Source organism: Pseudomonas monteilii NBRC 103158 = DSM 14164, from assembly GCF_000730605.1.
Lineage (GTDB): Bacteria > Pseudomonadota > Gammaproteobacteria > Pseudomonadales > Pseudomonadaceae > Aquipseudomonas > Aquipseudomonas monteilii.
Genome location: NZ_BBIS01000040.1, coordinates 1 through 18642 on the forward strand (window position 1 = coordinate 1; position 18642 = coordinate 18642).

The 18642-nt window shown below is 60.9% G+C and carries 17 protein-coding genes; 14 read left to right on the plus strand and 3 right to left on the minus strand.

From position 1 onward, the window contains the following. Window positions 1-95 precede the first annotated feature (95 nt). Both PM2_RS20160 and PM2_RS20165 read right to left on the minus strand, forming a co-directional pair. On the minus strand, window positions 96-1316 hold the full coding sequence (locus PM2_RS20160) for a CaiB/BaiF CoA transferase family protein (protein ID WP_016712876.1): 1221 nt from the start codon (window positions 1314-1316) through the stop codon (window positions 96-98). Between the two features lie 14 nt (window positions 1317-1330). Continuing rightward, the gene (locus PM2_RS20165) at window positions 1331-2512 is read right to left on the minus strand and encodes an acyl-CoA dehydrogenase (RefSeq protein ID WP_016712875.1); all 1182 of its coding nucleotides are present in this window, start codon (window positions 2510-2512) and stop codon (window positions 1331-1333) included. Between the two features lie 161 nt (window positions 2513-2673). Here PM2_RS20165 and PM2_RS20170 point away from each other — a divergent pair, with 161 nt between their 5' ends. The 10 genes from PM2_RS20170 (at window position 2674) to PM2_RS20215 (ending at window position 12505) form a co-directional block, all read left to right on the plus strand. Further along, a complete protein-coding gene (locus tag PM2_RS20170; protein ID WP_028699519.1) occupies window positions 2674-3573 on the plus strand; it encodes a LysR family transcriptional regulator in 900 nt (299 codons plus the stop codon). Between the two features lie 434 nt (window positions 3574-4007). Next, window positions 4008-5129, plus strand: a complete 1122-nt coding sequence (locus tag PM2_RS20175) for a Re/Si-specific NAD(P)(+) transhydrogenase subunit alpha (protein WP_028699520.1) — start codon at window positions 4008-4010, stop codon at window positions 5127-5129. 11 nt (window positions 5130-5140) lie between these two features. Beyond that, window positions 5141-5455: an NAD(P) transhydrogenase subunit alpha part 2 gene (locus PM2_RS20180; RefSeq protein WP_016484308.1), complete on the plus strand. Its 315-nt coding sequence runs from the start codon at window positions 5141-5143 to the stop codon at window positions 5453-5455. Between the two features lie 2 nt (window positions 5456-5457). After that, complete coding sequence (locus PM2_RS20185) at window positions 5458-6894, plus strand: NAD(P)(+) transhydrogenase (Re/Si-specific) subunit beta (protein WP_016712873.1); 1437 nt, start codon at window positions 5458-5460, stop codon at window positions 6892-6894. A gap of 186 nt (window positions 6895-7080) precedes the next feature. Further along, window positions 7081-8574, plus strand: a complete 1494-nt coding sequence (scpC, locus tag PM2_RS20190; RefSeq protein WP_028699521.1) for a succinyl-CoA:acetate CoA-transferase ScpC — start codon at window positions 7081-7083, stop codon at window positions 8572-8574. Between the two features lie 403 nt (window positions 8575-8977). Next, window positions 8978-9193, plus strand: coding sequence for a DUF1127 domain-containing protein (locus PM2_RS20195; protein ID WP_003256968.1), 216 nt, complete (start codon window positions 8978-8980; stop codon window positions 9191-9193). A 304-nt stretch (window positions 9194-9497) separates the two neighbouring features. Next, window positions 9498-9815: a DUF2388 domain-containing protein gene (locus PM2_RS20200; protein ID WP_016712871.1), complete on the plus strand. Its 318-nt coding sequence runs from the start codon at window positions 9498-9500 to the stop codon at window positions 9813-9815. An 87-nt stretch (window positions 9816-9902) separates the two neighbouring features. Further along, window positions 9903-10196 carry a DUF2388 domain-containing protein gene (locus PM2_RS20205; protein ID WP_016712870.1) on the plus strand — a complete coding sequence of 98 codons (294 nt, stop codon included), beginning with the start codon at window positions 9903-9905 and terminating at the stop codon, window positions 10194-10196. 36 nt (window positions 10197-10232) lie between these two features. After that, complete coding sequence (locus tag PM2_RS20210) at window positions 10233-10553, plus strand: DUF2388 domain-containing protein (RefSeq protein WP_012316830.1); 321 nt, start codon at window positions 10233-10235, stop codon at window positions 10551-10553. Further along, complete coding sequence (locus tag PM2_RS20215; protein WP_016712869.1) at window positions 10550-12505, plus strand: DUF7844 domain-containing protein; 1956 nt, start codon at window positions 10550-10552, stop codon at window positions 12503-12505. The genes PM2_RS20210 and PM2_RS20215 overlap by 4 nt, the downstream gene beginning before the upstream one ends. A 6-nt stretch (window positions 12506-12511) precedes the next feature. Here the strand turns inward: PM2_RS20215 and PM2_RS20220 are convergent, their stop codons facing one another. After that, window positions 12512-12913, minus strand: coding sequence for a GFA family protein (locus PM2_RS20220; RefSeq protein WP_016712868.1), 402 nt, complete (start codon window positions 12911-12913; stop codon window positions 12512-12514). 267 nt (window positions 12914-13180) lie between these two features. Between PM2_RS20220 and PM2_RS20225 the strand changes: the two genes are divergently transcribed. The 4 genes from PM2_RS20225 (at window position 13181) to PM2_RS20240 (ending at window position 18622) form a co-directional block, all read left to right on the plus strand. After that, complete coding sequence (locus tag PM2_RS20225) at window positions 13181-14488, plus strand: CitMHS family transporter (RefSeq protein ID WP_016712867.1); 1308 nt, start codon at window positions 13181-13183, stop codon at window positions 14486-14488. 71 nt (window positions 14489-14559) lie between these two features. Further along, window positions 14560-15330 carry a TerC family protein gene (locus tag PM2_RS20230; RefSeq protein ID WP_016712866.1) on the plus strand — a complete coding sequence of 257 codons (771 nt, stop codon included), beginning with the start codon at window positions 14560-14562 and terminating at the stop codon, window positions 15328-15330. A 198-nt stretch (window positions 15331-15528) separates the two neighbouring features. Beyond that, window positions 15529-17187, plus strand: a complete 1659-nt coding sequence (locus tag PM2_RS20235; RefSeq protein ID WP_016712865.1) for a Na/Pi cotransporter family protein — start codon at window positions 15529-15531, stop codon at window positions 17185-17187. Between the two features lie 28 nt (window positions 17188-17215). Next, entirely contained in the window at window positions 17216-18622 is a 1407-nt protein-coding gene (locus PM2_RS20240; RefSeq protein WP_016712864.1) for a M16 family metallopeptidase, read from the plus strand. Window positions 18623-18642: the final 20 nt, after the last annotated feature.

The window sequence follows — 18642 nt, forward strand, 5'->3', positions numbered from 1 at the left end:
GCGTCAACCGTTAATTTCAAGAAACCTTAACATCGCTGAAAAGCAAAGCGGGGAGGCCTGACGGCCTCCCCGCTTTTCAGCAACACCGGACAGCTCTACAGCACGCCCGCATCACGCAAGCGCCGCACCTCTCCCGCTTGCAGCCCCAACACCTCCCCCAGCACCAACTCAGTGTGCTCACCCAACAGTGGCGGCGCCAGGCGATACTCCACTGGCGTCTCCGACAACCGTATCGGGCTTGCCACCTGCGGAACGCTACCCGCCAAAGAATGGGGAATGCTCACCGCCAACCCCCGAGCCAGCACCTGAGGGTCCTGAAACACCTGCGCCAGGTCATTGATCGGCCCACATGGCACGCCCGCAGCTTCCAACTGGCTTACCCACTCGGCCGTGGTCTTGAACACCGTTGCCTGGCGGATCAAAGGAATCAGCTCCGCCCGGTTGGCCACCCGCAGCTTATTAGTGGCGAAACGCGGATCATCCGCCCATTGTGACTGCCCGGCCACTTCGGCGAACTTGCGGAACTGACTGTCGTTGCCCACGGTAAGAATGAAGTCACCATCCGCCGTCGGGAAATCCTGGTAGGGCACTATATTAGGATGCGCATTACCTAGCCGGCGAGGCGGGGTTCCCGTAGTCAGGTAGTTCATTGCCTGGTTCGCCAGGCAAGCCACCTGCACATCGAGCAATGCCATATCGACATGTTGCCCCACCCCGGTCTGATCCCGGTGGGCGAGGGCAGCGAGCATCGCCACCGTGGAATACAGCCCGGTAAGAATGTCGGTAAGCGCCACACCCACCTTGACCGGCCCTGCGCCTTCCTCGCCCTCCGGGCGGCCAGTCAGGCTCATCAGCCCGCCCAGCCCCTGGATCATGAAATCGTAACCCGCACGCTTGGCATAGGGTCCAGTCTGGCCAAACCCCGTAATGGAGCAATAGATAAGCCGTGGATTGACCGCCTTCAGGCTCTTGTAGTCCAACCCATAAGCAGCCAGACCGCCCACCTTGAAGTTCTCGATGACGATATCGGACTTGGCTGCCAGCTCACGCACCAGGCGCTGCCCCTCAGGCTGGGTGAAGTCGATGGTCACCGAGCGCTTGTTACGGTTGGCTGACAGGTAATAAGCCGCCTCGCTGGTATTGTCACCCGCAGCATCCTTCAGGAAGGGCGGGCCCCACGCGCGCGTATCGTCACCACTGCCCGGGCGCTCGACCTTGATCACGTCAGCGCCCAGGTCAGCGAGAATCTGGCCAGACCATGGGCCAGCCAACACGCGCGAAAGGTCCAGCACCCGCAGATGTGATAGCGCGCCCATGGGCTGGCTCCTTATTAATAGAAGGCCTGGATACCGGTTTGCGCACGCCCCAGGATCAATGCATGCACGTCGTGCGTGCCTTCGTAGGTGTTGACGACCTCCAGGTTGACCAGGTGACGGGCCACGCCGAACTCGTCGGAGATGCCATTACCACCCAGCATGTCACGCGCCATGCGGGCAATATCCAGCGCCTTGCCGCAGGAGTTGCGCTTCATGATCGAAGTGATCTCCACCGCAGCCGTCCCTTCGTCCTTCATGCGCCCCAAGCGCAGGCAACCTTGCAGTGCCAGGGTGATTTCGGTCTGCATGTCAGCCAGCTTCTTCTGGATCAGCTGATTGGCAGCCAGCGGGCGACCGAATTGCTGGCGATCCAGCGTGTACTGACGCGCAGTGTGCCAGCAGGCTTCCGCAGCACCCAGCGCCCCCCAGGAGATGCCATAACGGGCTGAGTTAAGGCAAGTGAACGGGCCTTTGAGGCCACGCACATCCGGGAAGATGTTCTCTTCTGGCACGAACACATTGTCCATGACGATTTCACCGGTGATGGAGGCGCGCAGGCCAACCTTGCCATGGATAGCCGGCGCACTCAGGCCTTCCCAGCCCTTTTCCAGCACAAAGCCGCGGATATCACCGGCATCGTCCTTAGCCCAGACCACGAATACATCAGCGATTGGGCTGTTGGTAATCCACATCTTGCTGCCGGTCAGCCGGTAGCCGCCATCTACCTTCCTGGCGCGGGTAATCATCGAACCTGGATCAGAACCGTGGTTAGGCTCAGTCAGGCCGAAACAACCGATCCACTCACCACTGGCCAGCTTGGGCAGGTATTTCTGCTTTTGTGCTTCGGTACCAAACTCATTGATCGGGACCATGACCAGCGACGACTGCACACTCATCATCGAGCGGTAGCCCGAGTCGATACGCTCCACTTCACGCGCAATCAGGCCATAGCACACGTAGTTCAGGCCGCTGCCACCGTACTGCTCAGGGATGGTGGCCCCCAGCAGGCCGACTTCACCCATCTCGCGGAAGATCGCCGGGTCAGTCTGCTCGTGGCGGAACGCTTCAAGTACACGAGGGGCCAGCTTGTCCTGGGCGAACTGATAAGCGCTGTCACGCACCATGCGCTCTTCTTCAGTGAGCTGCTGATCCAGCAGCAGCGGGTCGATCCAGTTGAAGCTTGCTTTACCGGCCATGAGCGAAATCCTCGAAATAGGGGGCAGTTTCTTGTGCCTTTGAGCCTAGGCCTGATCGGCGCCCGGGACAAACGAGGATTGCGCACCAATTAGTGATAATTTGTCACTCCGTAAATCGGCAAAACGCCTTATTGAAAGCCTTACAAGTGAGGTTGACGTACATGCGCCGCAAGATCCCCAGTACCGCTGCCCTGGTTTGCTTCGAGGCGGCAGCACGCAACGAGAGCTTTACCAAGGCCGCCCAGGAACTGGCCCTGACCCAGGGCGCCGTTTGTCGCCAAATTGGCGGCCTGGAGGCCTTTCTCAATGTGGAACTGTTTCGCCGCTCGCGCCGCGGCGTGAAGCTGACCGAAGCCGGCCTTTCCTATAGCCGTCAGGTGGCCGCCCAACTGGACGCCGTGGAGCGCGATACCTTGTCGGTGATGGGCCAGCAGGGGGCCAGCGTGATCGAACTGGCAGTGGTGCCTACCTTCGGCACTCAATGGCTGCTTCCGCGCCTCAAGGACTTCCAGCAACGCCACCCAGAGGTCACGGTCAACCTCACCAACCGAACTCGGCCATTCCTGTTCGCCGACACTTCGTTCGATGCCGCGATCTATTTCGGTGATGCCGACTGGTCCGGCACCCAGTCTCACCGGCTGATGGGGGAAAACCCTGTCCCCGTCTGCAGCCCGGCATTGCTGGCCGGGCAGGGCACGCTTGAAGCACAGTGCATCGCCCAACTACCCCTGCTGCAGCAAAGCACGCGCCCCTATGCCTGGCGGCAATGGTTCGGCAGCTTGGGGATGAATGTGGAGCGCGACATGACAGGCCCGCGTTATGAACTATTCTCGATGCTCTCCCAGGCGGCCATACATGAAATGGGGATCGCGCTGATTCCGCCGTTCCTGATCCAGCGCGAACTGGAGGAGGGTAGGCTGGTGGTCGCTAACAGGCATGCCCTCGACAGCGACAAGGCCTACTATCTGATGATTCCGGAGCGCAAGGTGGAATCGGCATCACTACGCGCCTTCCGGGACTGGCTGGTAAGCCAGGCCCACGCCTACATTGCAAGAAAATGAGTAGTGCGACAAATTGACCCTGTAGTCAATTATTTTAAACACCTACAGATATATGGATTTGTCGCATATCCGTAAACTGTTATGCAAGCCAGAAAATACCCTTTAACCCTGCTAAGCACGCGGCCTTGCGGGTTATTTTGCGACACTCAGCGTGCCGTAAGCGAAATGACCGAAAAATTTTTGTTTTTTTCTCCTAATCTGCCAATAGCCCATGCTTGACGGGCTACAGCCTTACTACTGCGACAAGCGGTCACAGGGTGACTTGTAGTTTTAACTTCGTTTCGCTCCAGAACCGGTTGAAGGCCCCTTGGTTCGTCTGCAAAATGCTTCGCCCGCCCGGGAACTGGCGGGTCGGCGCTCCACAGCCGCCCCAGTGCACCATCCGAAGTGTGCTGGCTTTTACAAAGACAAAAGGTCACCGCAGGAGAAAAGTCGTGCACATTGGTGTTCCTCTCGAGACGCAGACCGGTGAGACAAGGGTCGCTGCGACCCCGGAAACCATCAAGAAACTGATTGGCCAGGGCCATCAGGTCACCGTCCAACGGGGGGCAGGGCTAAACGCCGCCATTCCGGACAGTGCCTATGAGGCCGTGGGTGCTTCCATGGGGAATGCCGCCGACGCCTACGGCGCCCAATTGGTACTCAAAGTGGTCGCCCCCAACGACCAGGAACTGGCCCTGATCAACAGTGGCAGCCTTCTGGTGGGCATGCTCAACCCCTTCAACAGCGAACTGATCGGCAAAATGGCCGAACGCGGTATTACCGCCTTCGCCCTGGAAGCCGCACCGCGTACATCGCGGGCGCAAAGCCTGGACGTGCTGTCGTCGCAAGCCAACATCGCCGGTTACAAGGCTGTGTTGCTGGCGGCCCATCACTACCCGCGCTTCATGCCCATGCTGATGACCGCTGCCGGTACCGTTAAGGCCGCGCGCGTGTTGATTCTGGGTGCGGGCGTTGCCGGCCTGCAGGCCATCGCCACGGCCAAGCGCCTGGGCGCAGTGATCGAAGCGTCCGACGTACGCCCGGCCGTGAAAGAGCAGATCGAGTCGCTGGGCGCCAAGTTCATCGACGTGCCCTACGAGACCGATGAGGAGCGCGAATGCGCCGAAGGGGTGGGGGGTTACGCCCGCCCGATGCCTGCCAGCTGGATGCAACGCCAGGCCCAGGCCGTGCATGAGCGCGCCAAGCAGGCGGATATCGTCATCACCACCGCACTGATCCCCGGCCGCAAGGCTCCGACCTTGCTCAGCGCCGAAACCGTCGCGCAAATGAAGCCTGGCTCGGTGGTCATCGACCTCGCTGCAGCCCAGGGTGGCAACTGTCCGCTGACGGTTGCTGACCAGGTCGTGCAGGAAAACGGCGTGACCATTGTCGGCCCGACCAACCTGCCTGCCCAAGTGGGTGCCGATGCCTCGGCGCTGTATGCACGCAACCTGCTGGACTTCATGAAGCTGCTGTTCGACAAGGACGGCGCACTGGTCATTAACCTCGAAGACGACATCGTCGCGGCCTGCCTCATGTGCCGCGATGGCCAGGTCGTCCGCAAGAACGGCTAAGGAGCACGACAATGGAAGATATGCTGATTTCCCACGGCATCTACAACCTGATCATCTTCGTGCTGGCCATCTATGTGGGCTACCACGTGGTCTGGAACGTCACCCCGGCATTGCACACCCCATTGATGGCGGTCACCAATGCCATCTCGGCAATCGTAATCGTCGGCGCCATGCTGGCCGCGGCCCTAACCGTTACCCCGGCAGGCAAGCTGATGGGCACCCTGGCCGTGGCCCTGGCCGCAGTCAACGTGTTCGGTGGCTTCCTGGTCACCCGCCGCATGCTTGAGATGTTCAAAAAGAAAGCCAAGAACGAGGGGCAGAAGTAAGCATGAGCATGAATCTGGTAACACTTCTGTACCTGGTTGCGTCGATCTGCTTCATCCAGGCGCTCAAGGGCCTGTCGCACCCGACCACTTCGCGGCGCGGCAACCTGTTCGGCATGATCGGCATGGGGATCGCCATCCTCACGACCGTCGGCCTTATCTATAAGCTTGGGGCAGAGCTCGCTACTGCCGGCATCGGCTACGTGATCGTCGGCCTGCTGGTTGGTGGTACCGCCGGCTCGATCATGGCCAAGCGCGTCGAAATGACCAAGATGCCGGAGCTGGTCGCCTTCATGCACAGCATGATCGGCCTTGCTGCGGTGTTCATTGCCATCGCCGCCGTGTTGGAGCCGCAGTCGATGGGCATCGTTGCCGCCATCAGCGACCCGATCCCTACCGGCAACCGCCTGGAGCTGTTCCTGGGTGCTGCAATCGGTGCCATTACCTTCTCCGGCTCGGTAATCGCCTTCGGCAAGCTGTCGGGCAAGTACAAGTTCCGCCTGTTCCAGGGCGCACCAGTACAGTTCGCCGGCCAGCATAAGCTGAACCTGATCCTCGGCCTGACCACCATTGCCCTAGGCCTGCTGTTCACCTTCACCGGCCACTACAGTGCCTTCACCTTGATGCTGGTTTTGGCCTTCATCATGGGTGTGCTGATCATTATTCCGATCGGTGGCGCCGACATGCCGGTGGTGGTGTCGATGCTCAACAGCTACTCGGGCTGGGCTGCGGCCGGCATCGGTTTCTCGCTGAACAACTCGATGCTGATCATTGCAGGTTCGCTGGTGGGTTCGTCCGGTGCCATCCTCTCGTACATCATGTGCAAGGCGATGAACCGTTCGTTCTTCAACGTCATCCTTGGCGGCTTCGGCGCTGACACCGATACGGGTGCGGCGCAAGGCTCCAAAGAGCAGCGCCCGGTGAAGTCCGGCTCGGCCGACGACGCCACTTTCCTGCTCAGCAACGCCGACAGCGTAATCATCGTGCCGGGATATGGCCTGGCGGTGGCCCGTGCCCAGCACGCGCTGAAGGAGCTGACCGAAAAGCTGACCCACAACGGCGTAACCGTGAAGTACGCGATCCACCCAGTGGCAGGCCGCATGCCCGGGCACATGAACGTATTGCTGGCCGAGGCCGAAGTACCTTACGACCAGGTGTTCGAAATGGAAGACATCAACGCCGAATTCGGTCAGGCCGACGTGGTGTTGGTGCTGGGTGCCAACGACGTGGTCAACCCGGCGGCGAAGAACGATCCGAAATCGCCCATTGCCGGCATGCCGATCCTCGAAGCCTTCAAGGCCAAGACCATCATCGTCAACAAACGCTCCATGGCCAGCGGCTATGCCGGCCTGGACAACGAACTGTTCTACCTGGACAAGACCATGATGGTGTTCGGTGACGCCAAGAAAGTGATCGAAGACATGGTCAAGGCTGTGGACTGATATCCACTGCTGAAAACCAGCGGATATAAAGGAAGCCCCGGTCAGAATCTGCCGGGGCTTTTCTTTTATTGATCCGGATCAACGGCTCTACTTCAGGGCTTCTCATACGACCATGGTCGTGGGACGGCAATGGGCGAAATCTCTAGACTGCGCTGCAGTAGTTTCAGTAGCCCGAGATAACAATCCATGTACCGTGATCGTATCCGCTTGTCCTCCCTGCACAGCAAGGTAATGAGTGCGGCTGATGCCGCTGGTCTGATCGAGGACGGCATGACCGTCGGCATGAGCGGTTTCACCCGCGCCGGTGAAGCCAAAGCCGTACCGCATGCACTGGCCGAACGTGCCAAGCAGTCGCCACTGAAAATCAGCCTGATGACCGGCGCCAGCCTGGGCAACGACCTGGACAAGCAACTGACCGAGGCCGGCGTGCTGGCTCGCCGCATGCCATTCCAGGTCGACAGCACTCTGCGCAAGGCCATCAACGACGGCCAGGTGATGTTCATCGACCAGCACCTGTCGGAAACCGTCGAGCAACTGCGCAACCAGCAGCTGAAACTGCCGGACATCGCCGTCATCGAAGCCGTGGCCATTACCGATCAAGGCCACATCGTGCCAACCACGTCGGTAGGCAACTCGGCCAGCTTCGCGATCTTCGCCAAGCAGGTGATTGTCGAGATCAACCTCTCGCACAACCCCAACCTGGAAGGCCTGCACGACATCTATATCCCGACCTACCGCCCGACCCGCACGCCAATCCCGCTGGTCAAGGTCGATGACCGTATCGGCAGCACCGCCATCCCGATCGACCCGGCCAAGATCGTCGGCATCGTCATCAGCGACCAGCCGGACTCCCCATCCACCGTGCTGCCGCCGGATGACGAAACCCAAGGCATTGCCGACCACCTGATCAACTTCCTCAAGAAAGAAGTTGAAGCTGGTCGCATGACCAACAAGCTCGGCCCGCTGCAGGCCGGTATCGGCAGCATTGCCAACGCCGTGATGTGCGGCCTGATCGAATCGCCGTTCGAAGACCTGACCATGTACTCCGAAGTACTGCAGGACTCCACCTTCGATCTGATCGATGCCGGCAAGCTGAGCTTCGCTTCGGGCAGCTCGATCACCTTGTCCACTCGCCGTAATGCCGACGTATTCGGCAACCTTGAGCGCTACAAGGACAAGCTGGTGCTGCGCCCGCAAGAGATCTCCAACCACCCGGAAGTGGTGCGTCGCCTGGGCATCATTGGTATCAACACCGCACTGGAGTTCGATATCTACGGCAACGTCAACTCCACCCACGTGTGCGGCACCAAAATGATGAACGGCATTGGTGGCTCGGGTGACTTCGCCCGTAACGCCCACCTGGCTGTGTTCGTCACCAAGTCGATTGCCAAAGGCGGCGCGATTTCCAGTGTGGTGCCGATGGTCAGCCATGTCGACCACACCGAGCACGACGTGGACATCCTGGTGACCGAGCAAGGCCTGGCCGACCTGCGTGGCTTGGCACCACGCGAGCGGGCACGGGCGATTATCGACAACTGTGTGCACCCAGACTACCGCGCTGCGCTGAACGATTACTTCGATCGTGCCTGCCAGCGTGGCGGCCATACCCCGCACATTCTGCGTGAAGCGCTGAGCTGGCACGAAAACCTGGAAGAAACCGGGCGCATGCTGGCTAGCTGATCAATTCGTGATCCGGAACAGCGTGTGCTGTTCCGGTCACGCGCTCTGCAGGAGCGGCTTTAGCCGGGAATACCGGCACAGCCGGTGCCATCCTCCGTGTCGCCTGTTCCGCGGGCAAGCCCGCTTCCGCAACACCCTTACAATCTCCATTAAAAACTGTTCTACTGTACTGGTATTTCTGCCAGTCCCTTCCTCCTGAAATCCCCCCATCAGTCGAAAACGCACCAATAGCGTGCAGACCAGTACAGTTGCGCTTGTTTCGGGTGCAACAGTAGGGTTACACAGTTAACTGAGTCATCGTCTTTCAACTGAACTGTATCTACTGTTATGGACGACAGAGGAGGATCATTGGCATCAGTTAAATCACTACCTAATCCCGCCATAAGCGGAAGGATGAAGCATCATGGAACGTACCCTCAGTTCCGGTCTGGTTTTTGAAAGCAACGCCCAGCAATCCAACGCCTCGCTGCCGCTGCGCGCACTGTCCACCCTGCTGCTGTGGCAGCGCCGTATGGCTAGCCGCCGTCAACTGGCTCGCCTGGACGCCCGTCTGCTGGCCGACGCCGGTATCAGCGAGTCGCAGCGTTACGAAGAGCTGAGCAAGCCTTTCTGGCGCTAAGCACCGGCTTGCCGGCTTCGGCCGGCACCGCGAATTCCCGAAACCCGTTGCAGGTAACTGCAACGGGTTTTTTGCATTCAGGCCGCATGCTAGAGCCTCTCGCAAACAAATATGTACAGTTTTGATAATCCAAAAAAACATAGATACAGTTTGTTGGCGCGCTTTTCATTAACATCCAGAAACACCGGCGCGTGATACGCTTGGCTTCACAGTCTGGTAGAACCCACTGTTAAAAGTACCGTGACGAGCTGTGCGAGCGTCCGATAAGCAGAACCACCCGACCCTAGTCCAGGAGTCCACGATCATGTCCCGTAAATACCTGATTGGCGCCGCCCTGATGCTGAGCCTGGCCGGCACCGCAAACGCCACCAGCTTCGTTGTCACCACCGACGCCGTCGTTGGCGCGGTAGCCGCGTCCACCGATGCCACTTCCGATATCTCCTCCTCGTTCAAAGACGACAAGATCGTCAAGGCCGCCCGCGACGACGCCGCTGCCTTTGTTGGCAGCCAGGGCGACATCCGCGGTGCCAAACTGGAAAGCGCCTTCTTGCACATCCGCTCGCAAGCACCCGCGTTGCAGGCCAGCGATGCGCAACTGGCCCAGGCCATCCTGGCACTCTGACGCCAGCTGAGCCCTCTAGCTGTGCTGGTGGCTACCAGCACAGCCATCCAACCTTTGCGCCCCACCTTTCCAGCTGTTGTAGAGCCCATGCGTTATCTGTTGCCGCTGCTGTTTTCCGTTGCAGGCATGGCCAGCGCCCATGCCATGGATACCACCACGCAAAGCCTGGTCATTACCGGCTATGTCACCAGCCAGGTCACCACTGCACCCTTCGATCGCAAACTGGTCCGCCAGGCGCGCGACGATGCGGCGGCCTTCGTGGCCAGCGACGGCCAGATCCGCGGTGTGCGGCTGGAAGCTGCGCTGGAATCATTACGCCACAATTGTGCACGGCACGCCGTCGGCGACCTGGAACTGGCGCAGGCAATTCTCGTCCAATAACTACATCTGACTCCCTGTATTTTTCGGAGATGCTCCATGCGTAAACCGCTGATTGCCGCTACCCTCGGCATGCTGCTGCTGGCCGACCTGGCCCAGGCACAGACCCTGGTGGCCACCAGCAATATCATCGTGCGTGCCTTTGGCCGCTCGATCGACTTCACCTCGGACACCACCACCTCGATTCGCGACTCCAAAGTGGTGCGCGAAGCCCATGACGACGCTGCCAGCTTCGTCGCCAGCAACGGTGACATTCGCGGCGCCCAGCTTGAGGCGGCCTTCAACACCCTGCGCGAGCGCGTGCCAGAAGCGCGTGGCGCCAGCGATCAGGTATTGGCCGAAGCCATTCTCGCACTGTGAAACGCGTGCGTGCCTGGCTGCTCGGCTGCGCCCTGACGCTGCCCGGCACGCCCGTATTGGCCGACCTGCAGCTTCAGCTGCAGGCAACCGGCCTGGACCCGCAGCAAACCCAGGCCACCCAGGCCCTGCTCGATGAGGCCTTGGGCAAGCTGCCCCCCCGATTCAAGCAGCAGCTGGACCGCCGCGTGCGGGTCAGCTGGAGCGACAGCATGCCGGCAGATGCCTACGGCCAGGCATCGCTGGTGTCCACCCTTGAGCTCAATCGACGCCTGCTGCCCGGTCTCACCGACGGCAGCGCTGCTACCGAACGCACCAACCGCCCCCATGGCACGGTGCGCGAAGAATTGCTGGCCACCGTGCTGCACGAGCTTACCCATATCTACGACCGTGCCCGGCTGTGGCCCGCTGCCGAGCATTCGCTGATTACCCGCTGCAAGCGCCAGCAAGGCACGCTGGGCAAAATCGGCCTGCCCGAAGCGTGCCGGGGCCAGGCCGAACGCCGCTTCACCCTCAGCGACGACCCGCGTTTGCTCGACCTGGCGGGTTGGCAACAGTACGTAGGCCGTCGTGGCGAGCGCGAGCAGCACAATGGTCAGTTCGTGCGCAGCCCCGACAGTTATGAACTGAGCAGCCCCAAGGAGTACATCGCGGTCAACATGGAGTACTTCCTCCTCGACCCGAGCTACGGTTGCCGCCGCCCGGCGCTGAACCAGTACCTGCGCGAGCACTTCGGCTGGGCACCGCAACAGGACACCTGCGCCAAGGGCCTGCCGTTCATCAATGCCGGCAGCGACTTTGCCCGCCAGCCGCTGGGTGAAATCGACCCTGAGCGGGTCTATGAAGTGGACTACCTGCTGGCCGAAGCCAACCAGAATCTGGTCAGCCGCTGGGGCCACAGCATGCTGCGTCTGGTGATCTGCAAGCCGGGCCGCCCACGCGGGCCGGACTGCCGCCTGGACCTCGACCAGAGCCTGGTGCTGTCGTATCGCGCTTTCGTCAACGATGTGCAGCTGTCCAGCTGGGACGGCCTGGTCGGCAACTACCCCTCGCGGCTATTCGTGTTGCCGCTGGGCCAGGTAATCGACGAGTACACCAAGACCGAGCTGCGCAGCCTGGCTTCCGTGCCCTTGAGGCTAAACCGCGACGAAATCGAGCGCCTCGTACGCCAGGCCGCCGAAATGCACTGGAGCTACGACGGCAATTACTGGTTCCTGTCCAACAACTGTGCCGTGGAGTCGTTGAAATTGCTGCGCAGCGGTACCGCCAACCCACGCCTCAACGACCTCGACAGCATCATGCCCAACGGCTTGCTGGCAGTACTCAAGGGCAGGGGGCTGGCAGACACCAGCGTGCTGGATGACCCGCGTGAGGCGCTGCGCCTGGGCTACCGGTTCGATTCCTATCGCGACCGCTACCAGGCCATGTTCGAGGTGCTACGCAAACAGCTGCCGATCAAGCAGGCCCTGGTCGAAGACTGGCTGGCACTGGATGCCGAGCAACGCCGTCCATGGTTTGCCAAGGCCGACCTGCGCACCAGCGCCGCGTTACTGCTGCTCGAACAGGCCAGCTTGCGCCGGCAACTGCTGCTAGCCCAGGACGAGGTCAAGCAGCGCTACCTGAATGCCGCTGCCTTGAAAGATGGCAGCGTCAGCAAGGCCGATGCGACCCTCAAGCAGATGCTCGCCAACAGCGGTTTTCTCAGCCGCCCGGCAGAACTGCTCGATGCCAAGGGCTACGGGCTGCCGCAGCCCGAGGAGCGCATGCACCTTGAGCAGGTCAGCAGCGAACGCCAGGCACAGTTGTTGCGTTTGAGCACCAGCCTGGACAAAGAGGTGAGGGCGCTGCTGGAGCCGTCTCGGGCCAAGGAAATTGCGGCTGTCGAGGCCAATGTGAAGCAGATTGGCGAACATTTGCGGGCACTGCACAAGGCAGCGGGAGGCCTGCAGTTGTGATGTTGCCTACAGTTTCTCTTCTGCCTGCGAAGGCAAATCCTCATCCAGGTGCAACCAAGGCAACCGGCTACCCACCCAGATATGCCGGTTGGCCCTGACCCGCTCCGGGTGATCCAGCGTCGCCACCGTCACATCGACCGTTTCCGGGCTATGGGTAGTCATCAGCGCCACATGCGCCCCGCACTGCCCACAGAAGTACCGGCTGCAACTGGCCGGCGCCACATAGCAGTTCGGCTCACCCGCCAACCACTGAAACCCCGCGCGGGGCAGGGTGAGCCAGGTCACCACCAACCCACCGCTTACCCGCCGGCAAATCGAACAATGGCAGTGGGCGATGTCTGTCAGGTCACCCACCAGCCGGTAACGCAAGGCGCCACAATGGCAGCCCCCTTCGGTCACATCCTGCATCACCTACCTCTCGTCGCCTTTGCTTCGGCGAAAGCTGGCTGAAAGCTTGCGCTCATAGGATAGCCCCCACTACCGGCACAAGACCGGTCAGCCAGGGCACCCGGTAATTACCGAGCCCGGCCCAATCAACAACAACAATGGTGATTCTGATGTATTCCTGTGCCCGCCTTTCTGTAGTCCCCCTCCGCATGCTCCCTGCGCAGCGCCCGACGCGCTGATCCGCCCGAATCGACATTCCTTTCGCCGCGCCACGCCTGGAGTATTGCCATGCTGACCTTCCTCGGCTTTGCCATGGTCATCACCTTCATGTACCTGATCATGACCAAGCGCCTGTCGGCCTTGATCGCGCTGATTCTGGTACCGATCCTGTTCGCCCTGTTCGGCGGTTTCTCCGCCAAGATCGGCCCCATGATGCTCGAAGGCATCAGCAAGCTCGCGCCTACCGGTGTGATGCTGATGTTCGCCATCCTCTATTTTGCCTTGATGATCGACTCCGGCCTGTTCGATCCGGCCGTGCGCAAGATCCTCAAACTGGTCAAGGGCGACCCGCTTAAAGTCTCTGTCGGTACCGCCGTGCTGGCCCTGGTGGTCTCGCTCGACGGTGACGGCGCCACCACCTACATGATCTGCTGCGCCGCCATGCTGCCGATGTACAGCCGCCTGGGCATGAGCCCGCGGATCATGGCCGGCCTGATCATCCTGGCCGGCGGGGTGATGAACATGACGCCGTGGGGTGGCCCGACCGCCCGCGCCGCCAGTGCCCTGCACGTAGACCCGTCGGACATTTTCGTACCGATGATCCCGGCCATGCTGTTCGGCGTGCTGGCAATTCTGGCCATCGCCTACATGTACGGTAAACGTGAACGTGCCCGCCTGGGTGAACTGCACCTGCCGACTGACGACATCGACCACAGCGAAATCACCGTTTCGCAGTACCCTGACGCGCGACGGCCCAAACTGCTGTACTTCAACGGTGCCCTGACAGCCGCCCTGATGGTCGCGCTGATTGCTGGTGTGCTGCCGCTGCCCGTGCTGTTCATGATTGCCTTCAGCATCGCCATGATCGTCAACTACCCGTGCCTGCAGCAGCAAAAGGATCGCATCGCCGCCCACGCTGGCAGCGTGCTGGCCGTGACCGGGCTGATCTTCGCCGCCGGTATCTTTACTGGTATCCTGTCGGGTACCGGCATGGTCGATGCCATGTCCAAAAGCCTGCTGGCCGTCATCCCCGAAGCACTGGGCCCTTACCTGGCGGTGATCACCGCGATCGTGAGCATGCCGTTCACCTTCTTCATGTCCAACGATGCCTTCTACTACGGCGTGCTGCCGGTACTGGCCGAAGCCGCCAGCCACTACGGCATCACCCCGGTGGAAATGGCCCGTGCATCGATCGTCGGGCAACCGGTTCACCTGCTTAGCCCGTTGGTGCCGTCGACCTACCTGCTGGTGGCCCTGGCCGGAATCGAGTTTGGCGATCATCAGCGCTTCACGCTCAAGTGGGCAGTGCTGGTATGCCTGTGCATAATGTTCGCCGCGCTGCTGATGGGCATTTTCCCGCTGTTCAGTAGTCTTTAATAAACACGTATTAGTCTGACGCGACGCGCCTCGACCGAGGCGCGTTGCCATTACCGCTCGAAGGAAAATACATGGAATGGCTGACCAGCCCGGAAATCTGGGTTGCCTTTTTCACCCTTACCGCGCTTGAGATTGTCCTCGGTATCGACAACATCATCATGATCTCGATCCTGGTCAGCCGCATGCCCAAGCACATGCAGCCACGCACCCGGATCTTCGGCCTGGCCCTGGCCATGGTCACCCGTATCATGCTGCTGCTATCGATTACCTGGGTCATGCGCCTTACCGCCGACCTGTTCGTGGTATTTGGCCAAGGCATCTCCGGACGTGACCTGATCCTGTTCTTCGGTGGCCTGTTCCTGCTGTGGAAAAGCTCGCAAGAGATCTACCACGGCCTGGAAGGCGAGGACGAAAACGCCGAAGAGCCGAAAGGTGCTGGCGGCAAGTTCTTCTACACCATCATCCAGATCGCCATCATCGACATCGTGTTCTCGCTGGACTCGGTAATTACTGCGGTGGGTATGGTTTCCCACGTACCGGTGATGATTGCCGCTATCGTCGTTGCCGTGCTGGTGATGATGTTGTGCGCCGGCGCCATCAGCAATTTCATCGACAAGCACCCGTCGCTGAAGATGCTCGCGCTGTCGTTCCTGATCGTGGTAGGTACCGTGCTGATCGCCGAAGCGTTCGAGGTGCATGTGCCGAAGGGCTACGTCTACTTCGCCATGGCCTTCTCGCTGGCGGTGGAAGCCATCAACATCCGCATGCGCACCGCCCTGGCCCGCAAGGAAGGCAAAGAGCATGAGCCGGTGAAACTGCGCAAGGACATTCCGGGTCAGTAAGACCAGGAAGCGCAAAACACAAAGGGTCCTTCGCAGGGCCCTTTTTCATGTCTGATCGGTTTCAAACACATGACAGCCATGCGAAGCTGGCGACAGCTGCGCAAAACAACTAAAGCTTTGAGTGAGCACCGAAAATTCTTCAAACGCTCACGTTTCTTTTCTTGGCCCGCTGGGCCAGTGCAACAGGGGGCTTTCGCCATGCTGACCCTGCTCAACCTGCTCTCGGCCGTGACGCTTCTGGTCTGGGGCACCCACATCGTACGTACCGGCATTCTCCGCGTGTTCGGCTCGAACCTGCGGCGCATCATCAGCCAGAACATGGACAAGCGCCCGCTGGCGTTCATTGCCGGCATACTGGTCACGGCCATGGTGCAGAGCAGTAACGCCACGGCCATGCTGGTCACGTCCTTCGTCGGCCAGGGCCTGATGGCCATGACCCCGGCCCTGGCGATCATGCTGGGTGCCGATGTGGGTACCGCGCTGATGGCCCGGGTACTCACTTTCGACCTGTCCTGGCTATCACCCCTGCTGATATTCCTGGGCGTGATCTTCTTCCTCTCACGTAAGCAGACACGGGCTGGCCAACTGGGCCGTGTCGGTATCGGGCTTGGCCTGATCATCCTGGCACTGGAGCTGATCGTGCAGGCAGCTGCGCCGATCACCCACGCCCAAGGCGTGAAAGTGCTGTTTGCTTCGCTGACCGGCGACATCATGCTCGACGCCTTGGTCGGCGCCATGTTCGCCATGATTTCCTATTCCAGCCTCGCCGCCGTGCTGCTTACCGCAACATTGGCCGGTGCCGAGGTCATCAGCCTGCCGGTGGCCATTGGCCTTGTGGTCGGTGCCAACATCGGTAGCGGCTTACTGGCCTTCATCAGCACCAGCATGCAGAACACTGCCGGGCGCCGTGTGGCGTTGGGCAGCTTGCTCTACAAGCTGATCGGCCTGCTGCTGATCATCCCTGTGCTGCACCCATTGGTGGAGTGGATGGACTCGCTCAGCTTCAGCCCGCAAGAGCTGGTCATCGGCTTCCACCTGCTCTACAACACCCTGCGCTGCCTGCTCATGCTGCCCACGGTCAAACTCATGGGCCGGCTGTGCAACAGCCTGCTGCCCGAGCGGGAAAACGGCAACGGCCAGATCCGACCGCGCCACCTCGACGCCTCGGCGCTGGAAACACCCAGCCTGGCGCTTGCCAACGCTGCCCGCGAAACCCTGCGTCTGGGCGATATCGTCGACAGCCTGCTTGAAGCCATGCTGGGGGCCCTGCGCGGCACCCAGACCGCCCTACCACAGCAGGTTCGCGCCCTGGGTGAGGATGCCGAGGCCCTGTACAGCGCCATCAAGCTATACCTTGCGCAGATGTCGCGCGAAGACCTCAGCGTGCAGGACAACCGCCGCTGGGCCGAGATCATCGAGCTGGCCATCAACCTCAAGCTCGCCTGCGACCTCATCGAGCGCATGTTGCGCAAGGTCCAGCAGCAGAAAACCAGCCAGCGCCGGGAGTTTTCCCAGGTGGGGCTGGAAGAACTGACCGGGCTGCAAGAGCAATTGTTAGCCAACCTGCGCCTTGGCCTGTCAGTATTCCTTAGCGCCGATCCGGAAAGCGCCCGCTTGCTACTCAAGGAAAAACGCCGTTTTCGCGCCCAGGAACGGCGCCTGGCGCATGCCCACGTCAGCCGCTTGCAGCGTAAGGTGGTGCAAAGCATCGAAACCAGTTCGCTACACTTGGAGCTGATCGCCGACATGAAGCGGTTGAACTCTTTGTTCTGCAGCAGTGCCTATGTGGTACTGGGCGGCTCCGACACCGGCGGGCTGATGCTCGACAGTGTGCCGGACGAAGCTCGCCTGCCGTGAATGCCTACCTGAGGACCGAAGCTCGCCCATGCGTTGCCTGATGTTCATTTGCCTGCTGATCTGCAGCCTGCCCTCATTGGCCCTCGACCGCTCGCGGGTTGAGGGCTACCTGCTACCCAACGGCCTGCAGGTCATTCTGAAAAACGGCTACGAGCGCGACCATGTGGCGATTCGCCTGGTGGTCGGGGTGGGCCTGGACGACTTCGATTGCGAACAGAAAGAGCTGCCGCACCTGCTTGAGCACCTGCTGTTCAGCGGCATCGACGAAACCGGCGAGGGCGGCCTGGAAGAGCGCATGCAATCGCTCGGCGGCGAGTGGAATGCCTACACCAGCAGCGCCGACACCACGTTTGTCATCGAAGCCCCCGCACGCAACCAGCGCAAAGTGCTCGACCTGCTGCTGGCGATAATCCGCGACACCCGTATCGATGCCAAAGCCCTGGCCACCGCCAAGCGCATCATCGAGCGAGAAGATGGCGGCCACTATGGGCACCTGCAGCGCTGGCTCGACCGCCAGGATATCGGCCACCCTGCCAGTGACCAGCTGGCGACCGAGCTGGGCCTGAAATGCCCCGAGCGCTCCAACATCGACGACATGACCCAGGAGCAGGTACAAGCCTTGCGTGACCGCTGGTACGCCGCCAACAACATGACCCTGATCATGGTCGGCGGCCTTGATCGCTTGCTGCCAGCCTACCTGGAACGCACCTTTGGCGAACTGCCAGCCACCGAGCCGGAAGAACGCCGCAACCTGGAAAGCATCACCCATCAGGCCGAGCAGCGCCGCGACCTGACCCGGGGCTGGTTGGGCGATAGTGTCAAGCTGCATTGGCTGTTCATCGAGCCGGTGCTGGACAACGACCATCAGGCCACCCTCGACCTGCTGTCGCGTTACCTGGACTGGGCGCTGTACGACCAGCTACGCCTGCGCAACGGGCTGTCCTACGGGCCATCGGTGCAGCGTGAAAGCTTTGGCGATACCGGCCTGCTCAGCCTCAATGCCGACCTGGAACGCGACGACATCGACAAGGCGGTGAAGGTGATGCAGGCGTTGTTCGAGCAGCTGCGCAAGGAAGGCCTCGACCCGGACACCTTCGCCCGCATCAAGGACGCCAGCGTTGCCAAGGAAAGCTGGAGCACCCAGGGCAATAGTGCCTTGGCCGACTACTACTGGGGGGCGCTGAACGACTACACCGACGGACGCTTTGCCAACCCGGTGCGCAAGTTGCGACAGGTTAGCCTGGAGCAGGCCAATGAGGCGCTAAAGGCATTGCTGAAGGAAGAGGGTTACCTGCGTATCGAGAAGCCATTGCTCGGCTATGACGAGCTGTACGGGCTGGCCGCCTTGCTGATGGGCCTGGTCCTGGCGGCGGGGCTGCTGCGTTGGCGACGGCATGGCCCTGAACGGCCCAGTGGTGCTACACGACAGCGGTGAATCGGCGGTATCCTTTTGCC

Coding starts and splice junctions, on each gene's coding strand:
- PM2_RS20160 (WP_016712876.1), bottom strand. CDS start 1,316: ATGGGCGCGCTATCACATCTGCGGGTGCTGGACCTTTCGCGCGTGTTG.
- PM2_RS20165 (WP_016712875.1), bottom strand. CDS start 2,512: ATGGCCGGTAAAGCAAGCTTCAACTGGATCGACCCGCTGCTGCTGGAT.
- PM2_RS20170 (WP_028699519.1), top strand. CDS start 2,674: ATGCGCCGCAAGATCCCCAGTACCGCTGCCCTGGTTTGCTTCGAGGCG.
- PM2_RS20180 (WP_016484308.1), top strand. CDS start 5,141: ATGGAAGATATGCTGATTTCCCACGGCATCTACAACCTGATCATCTTC.
- PM2_RS20185 (WP_016712873.1), top strand. CDS start 5,458: ATGAGCATGAATCTGGTAACACTTCTGTACCTGGTTGCGTCGATCTGC.
- scpC (WP_028699521.1), top strand. CDS start 7,081: ATGTACCGTGATCGTATCCGCTTGTCCTCCCTGCACAGCAAGGTAATG.
- PM2_RS20195 (WP_003256968.1), top strand. CDS start 8,978: ATGGAACGTACCCTCAGTTCCGGTCTGGTTTTTGAAAGCAACGCCCAG.
- PM2_RS20200 (WP_016712871.1), top strand. CDS start 9,498: ATGTCCCGTAAATACCTGATTGGCGCCGCCCTGATGCTGAGCCTGGCC.
- PM2_RS20205 (WP_016712870.1), top strand. CDS start 9,903: ATGCGTTATCTGTTGCCGCTGCTGTTTTCCGTTGCAGGCATGGCCAGC.
- PM2_RS20210 (WP_012316830.1), top strand. CDS start 10,233: ATGCGTAAACCGCTGATTGCCGCTACCCTCGGCATGCTGCTGCTGGCC.
- PM2_RS20220 (WP_016712868.1), bottom strand. CDS start 12,913: ATGCAGGATGTGACCGAAGGGGGCTGCCATTGTGGCGCCTTGCGTTAC.
- PM2_RS20225 (WP_016712867.1), top strand. CDS start 13,181: ATGCTGACCTTCCTCGGCTTTGCCATGGTCATCACCTTCATGTACCTG.
- PM2_RS20230 (WP_016712866.1), top strand. CDS start 14,560: ATGGAATGGCTGACCAGCCCGGAAATCTGGGTTGCCTTTTTCACCCTT.
- PM2_RS20235 (WP_016712865.1), top strand. CDS start 15,529: ATGCTGACCCTGCTCAACCTGCTCTCGGCCGTGACGCTTCTGGTCTGG.
- PM2_RS20240 (WP_016712864.1), top strand. CDS start 17,216: ATGCGTTGCCTGATGTTCATTTGCCTGCTGATCTGCAGCCTGCCCTCA.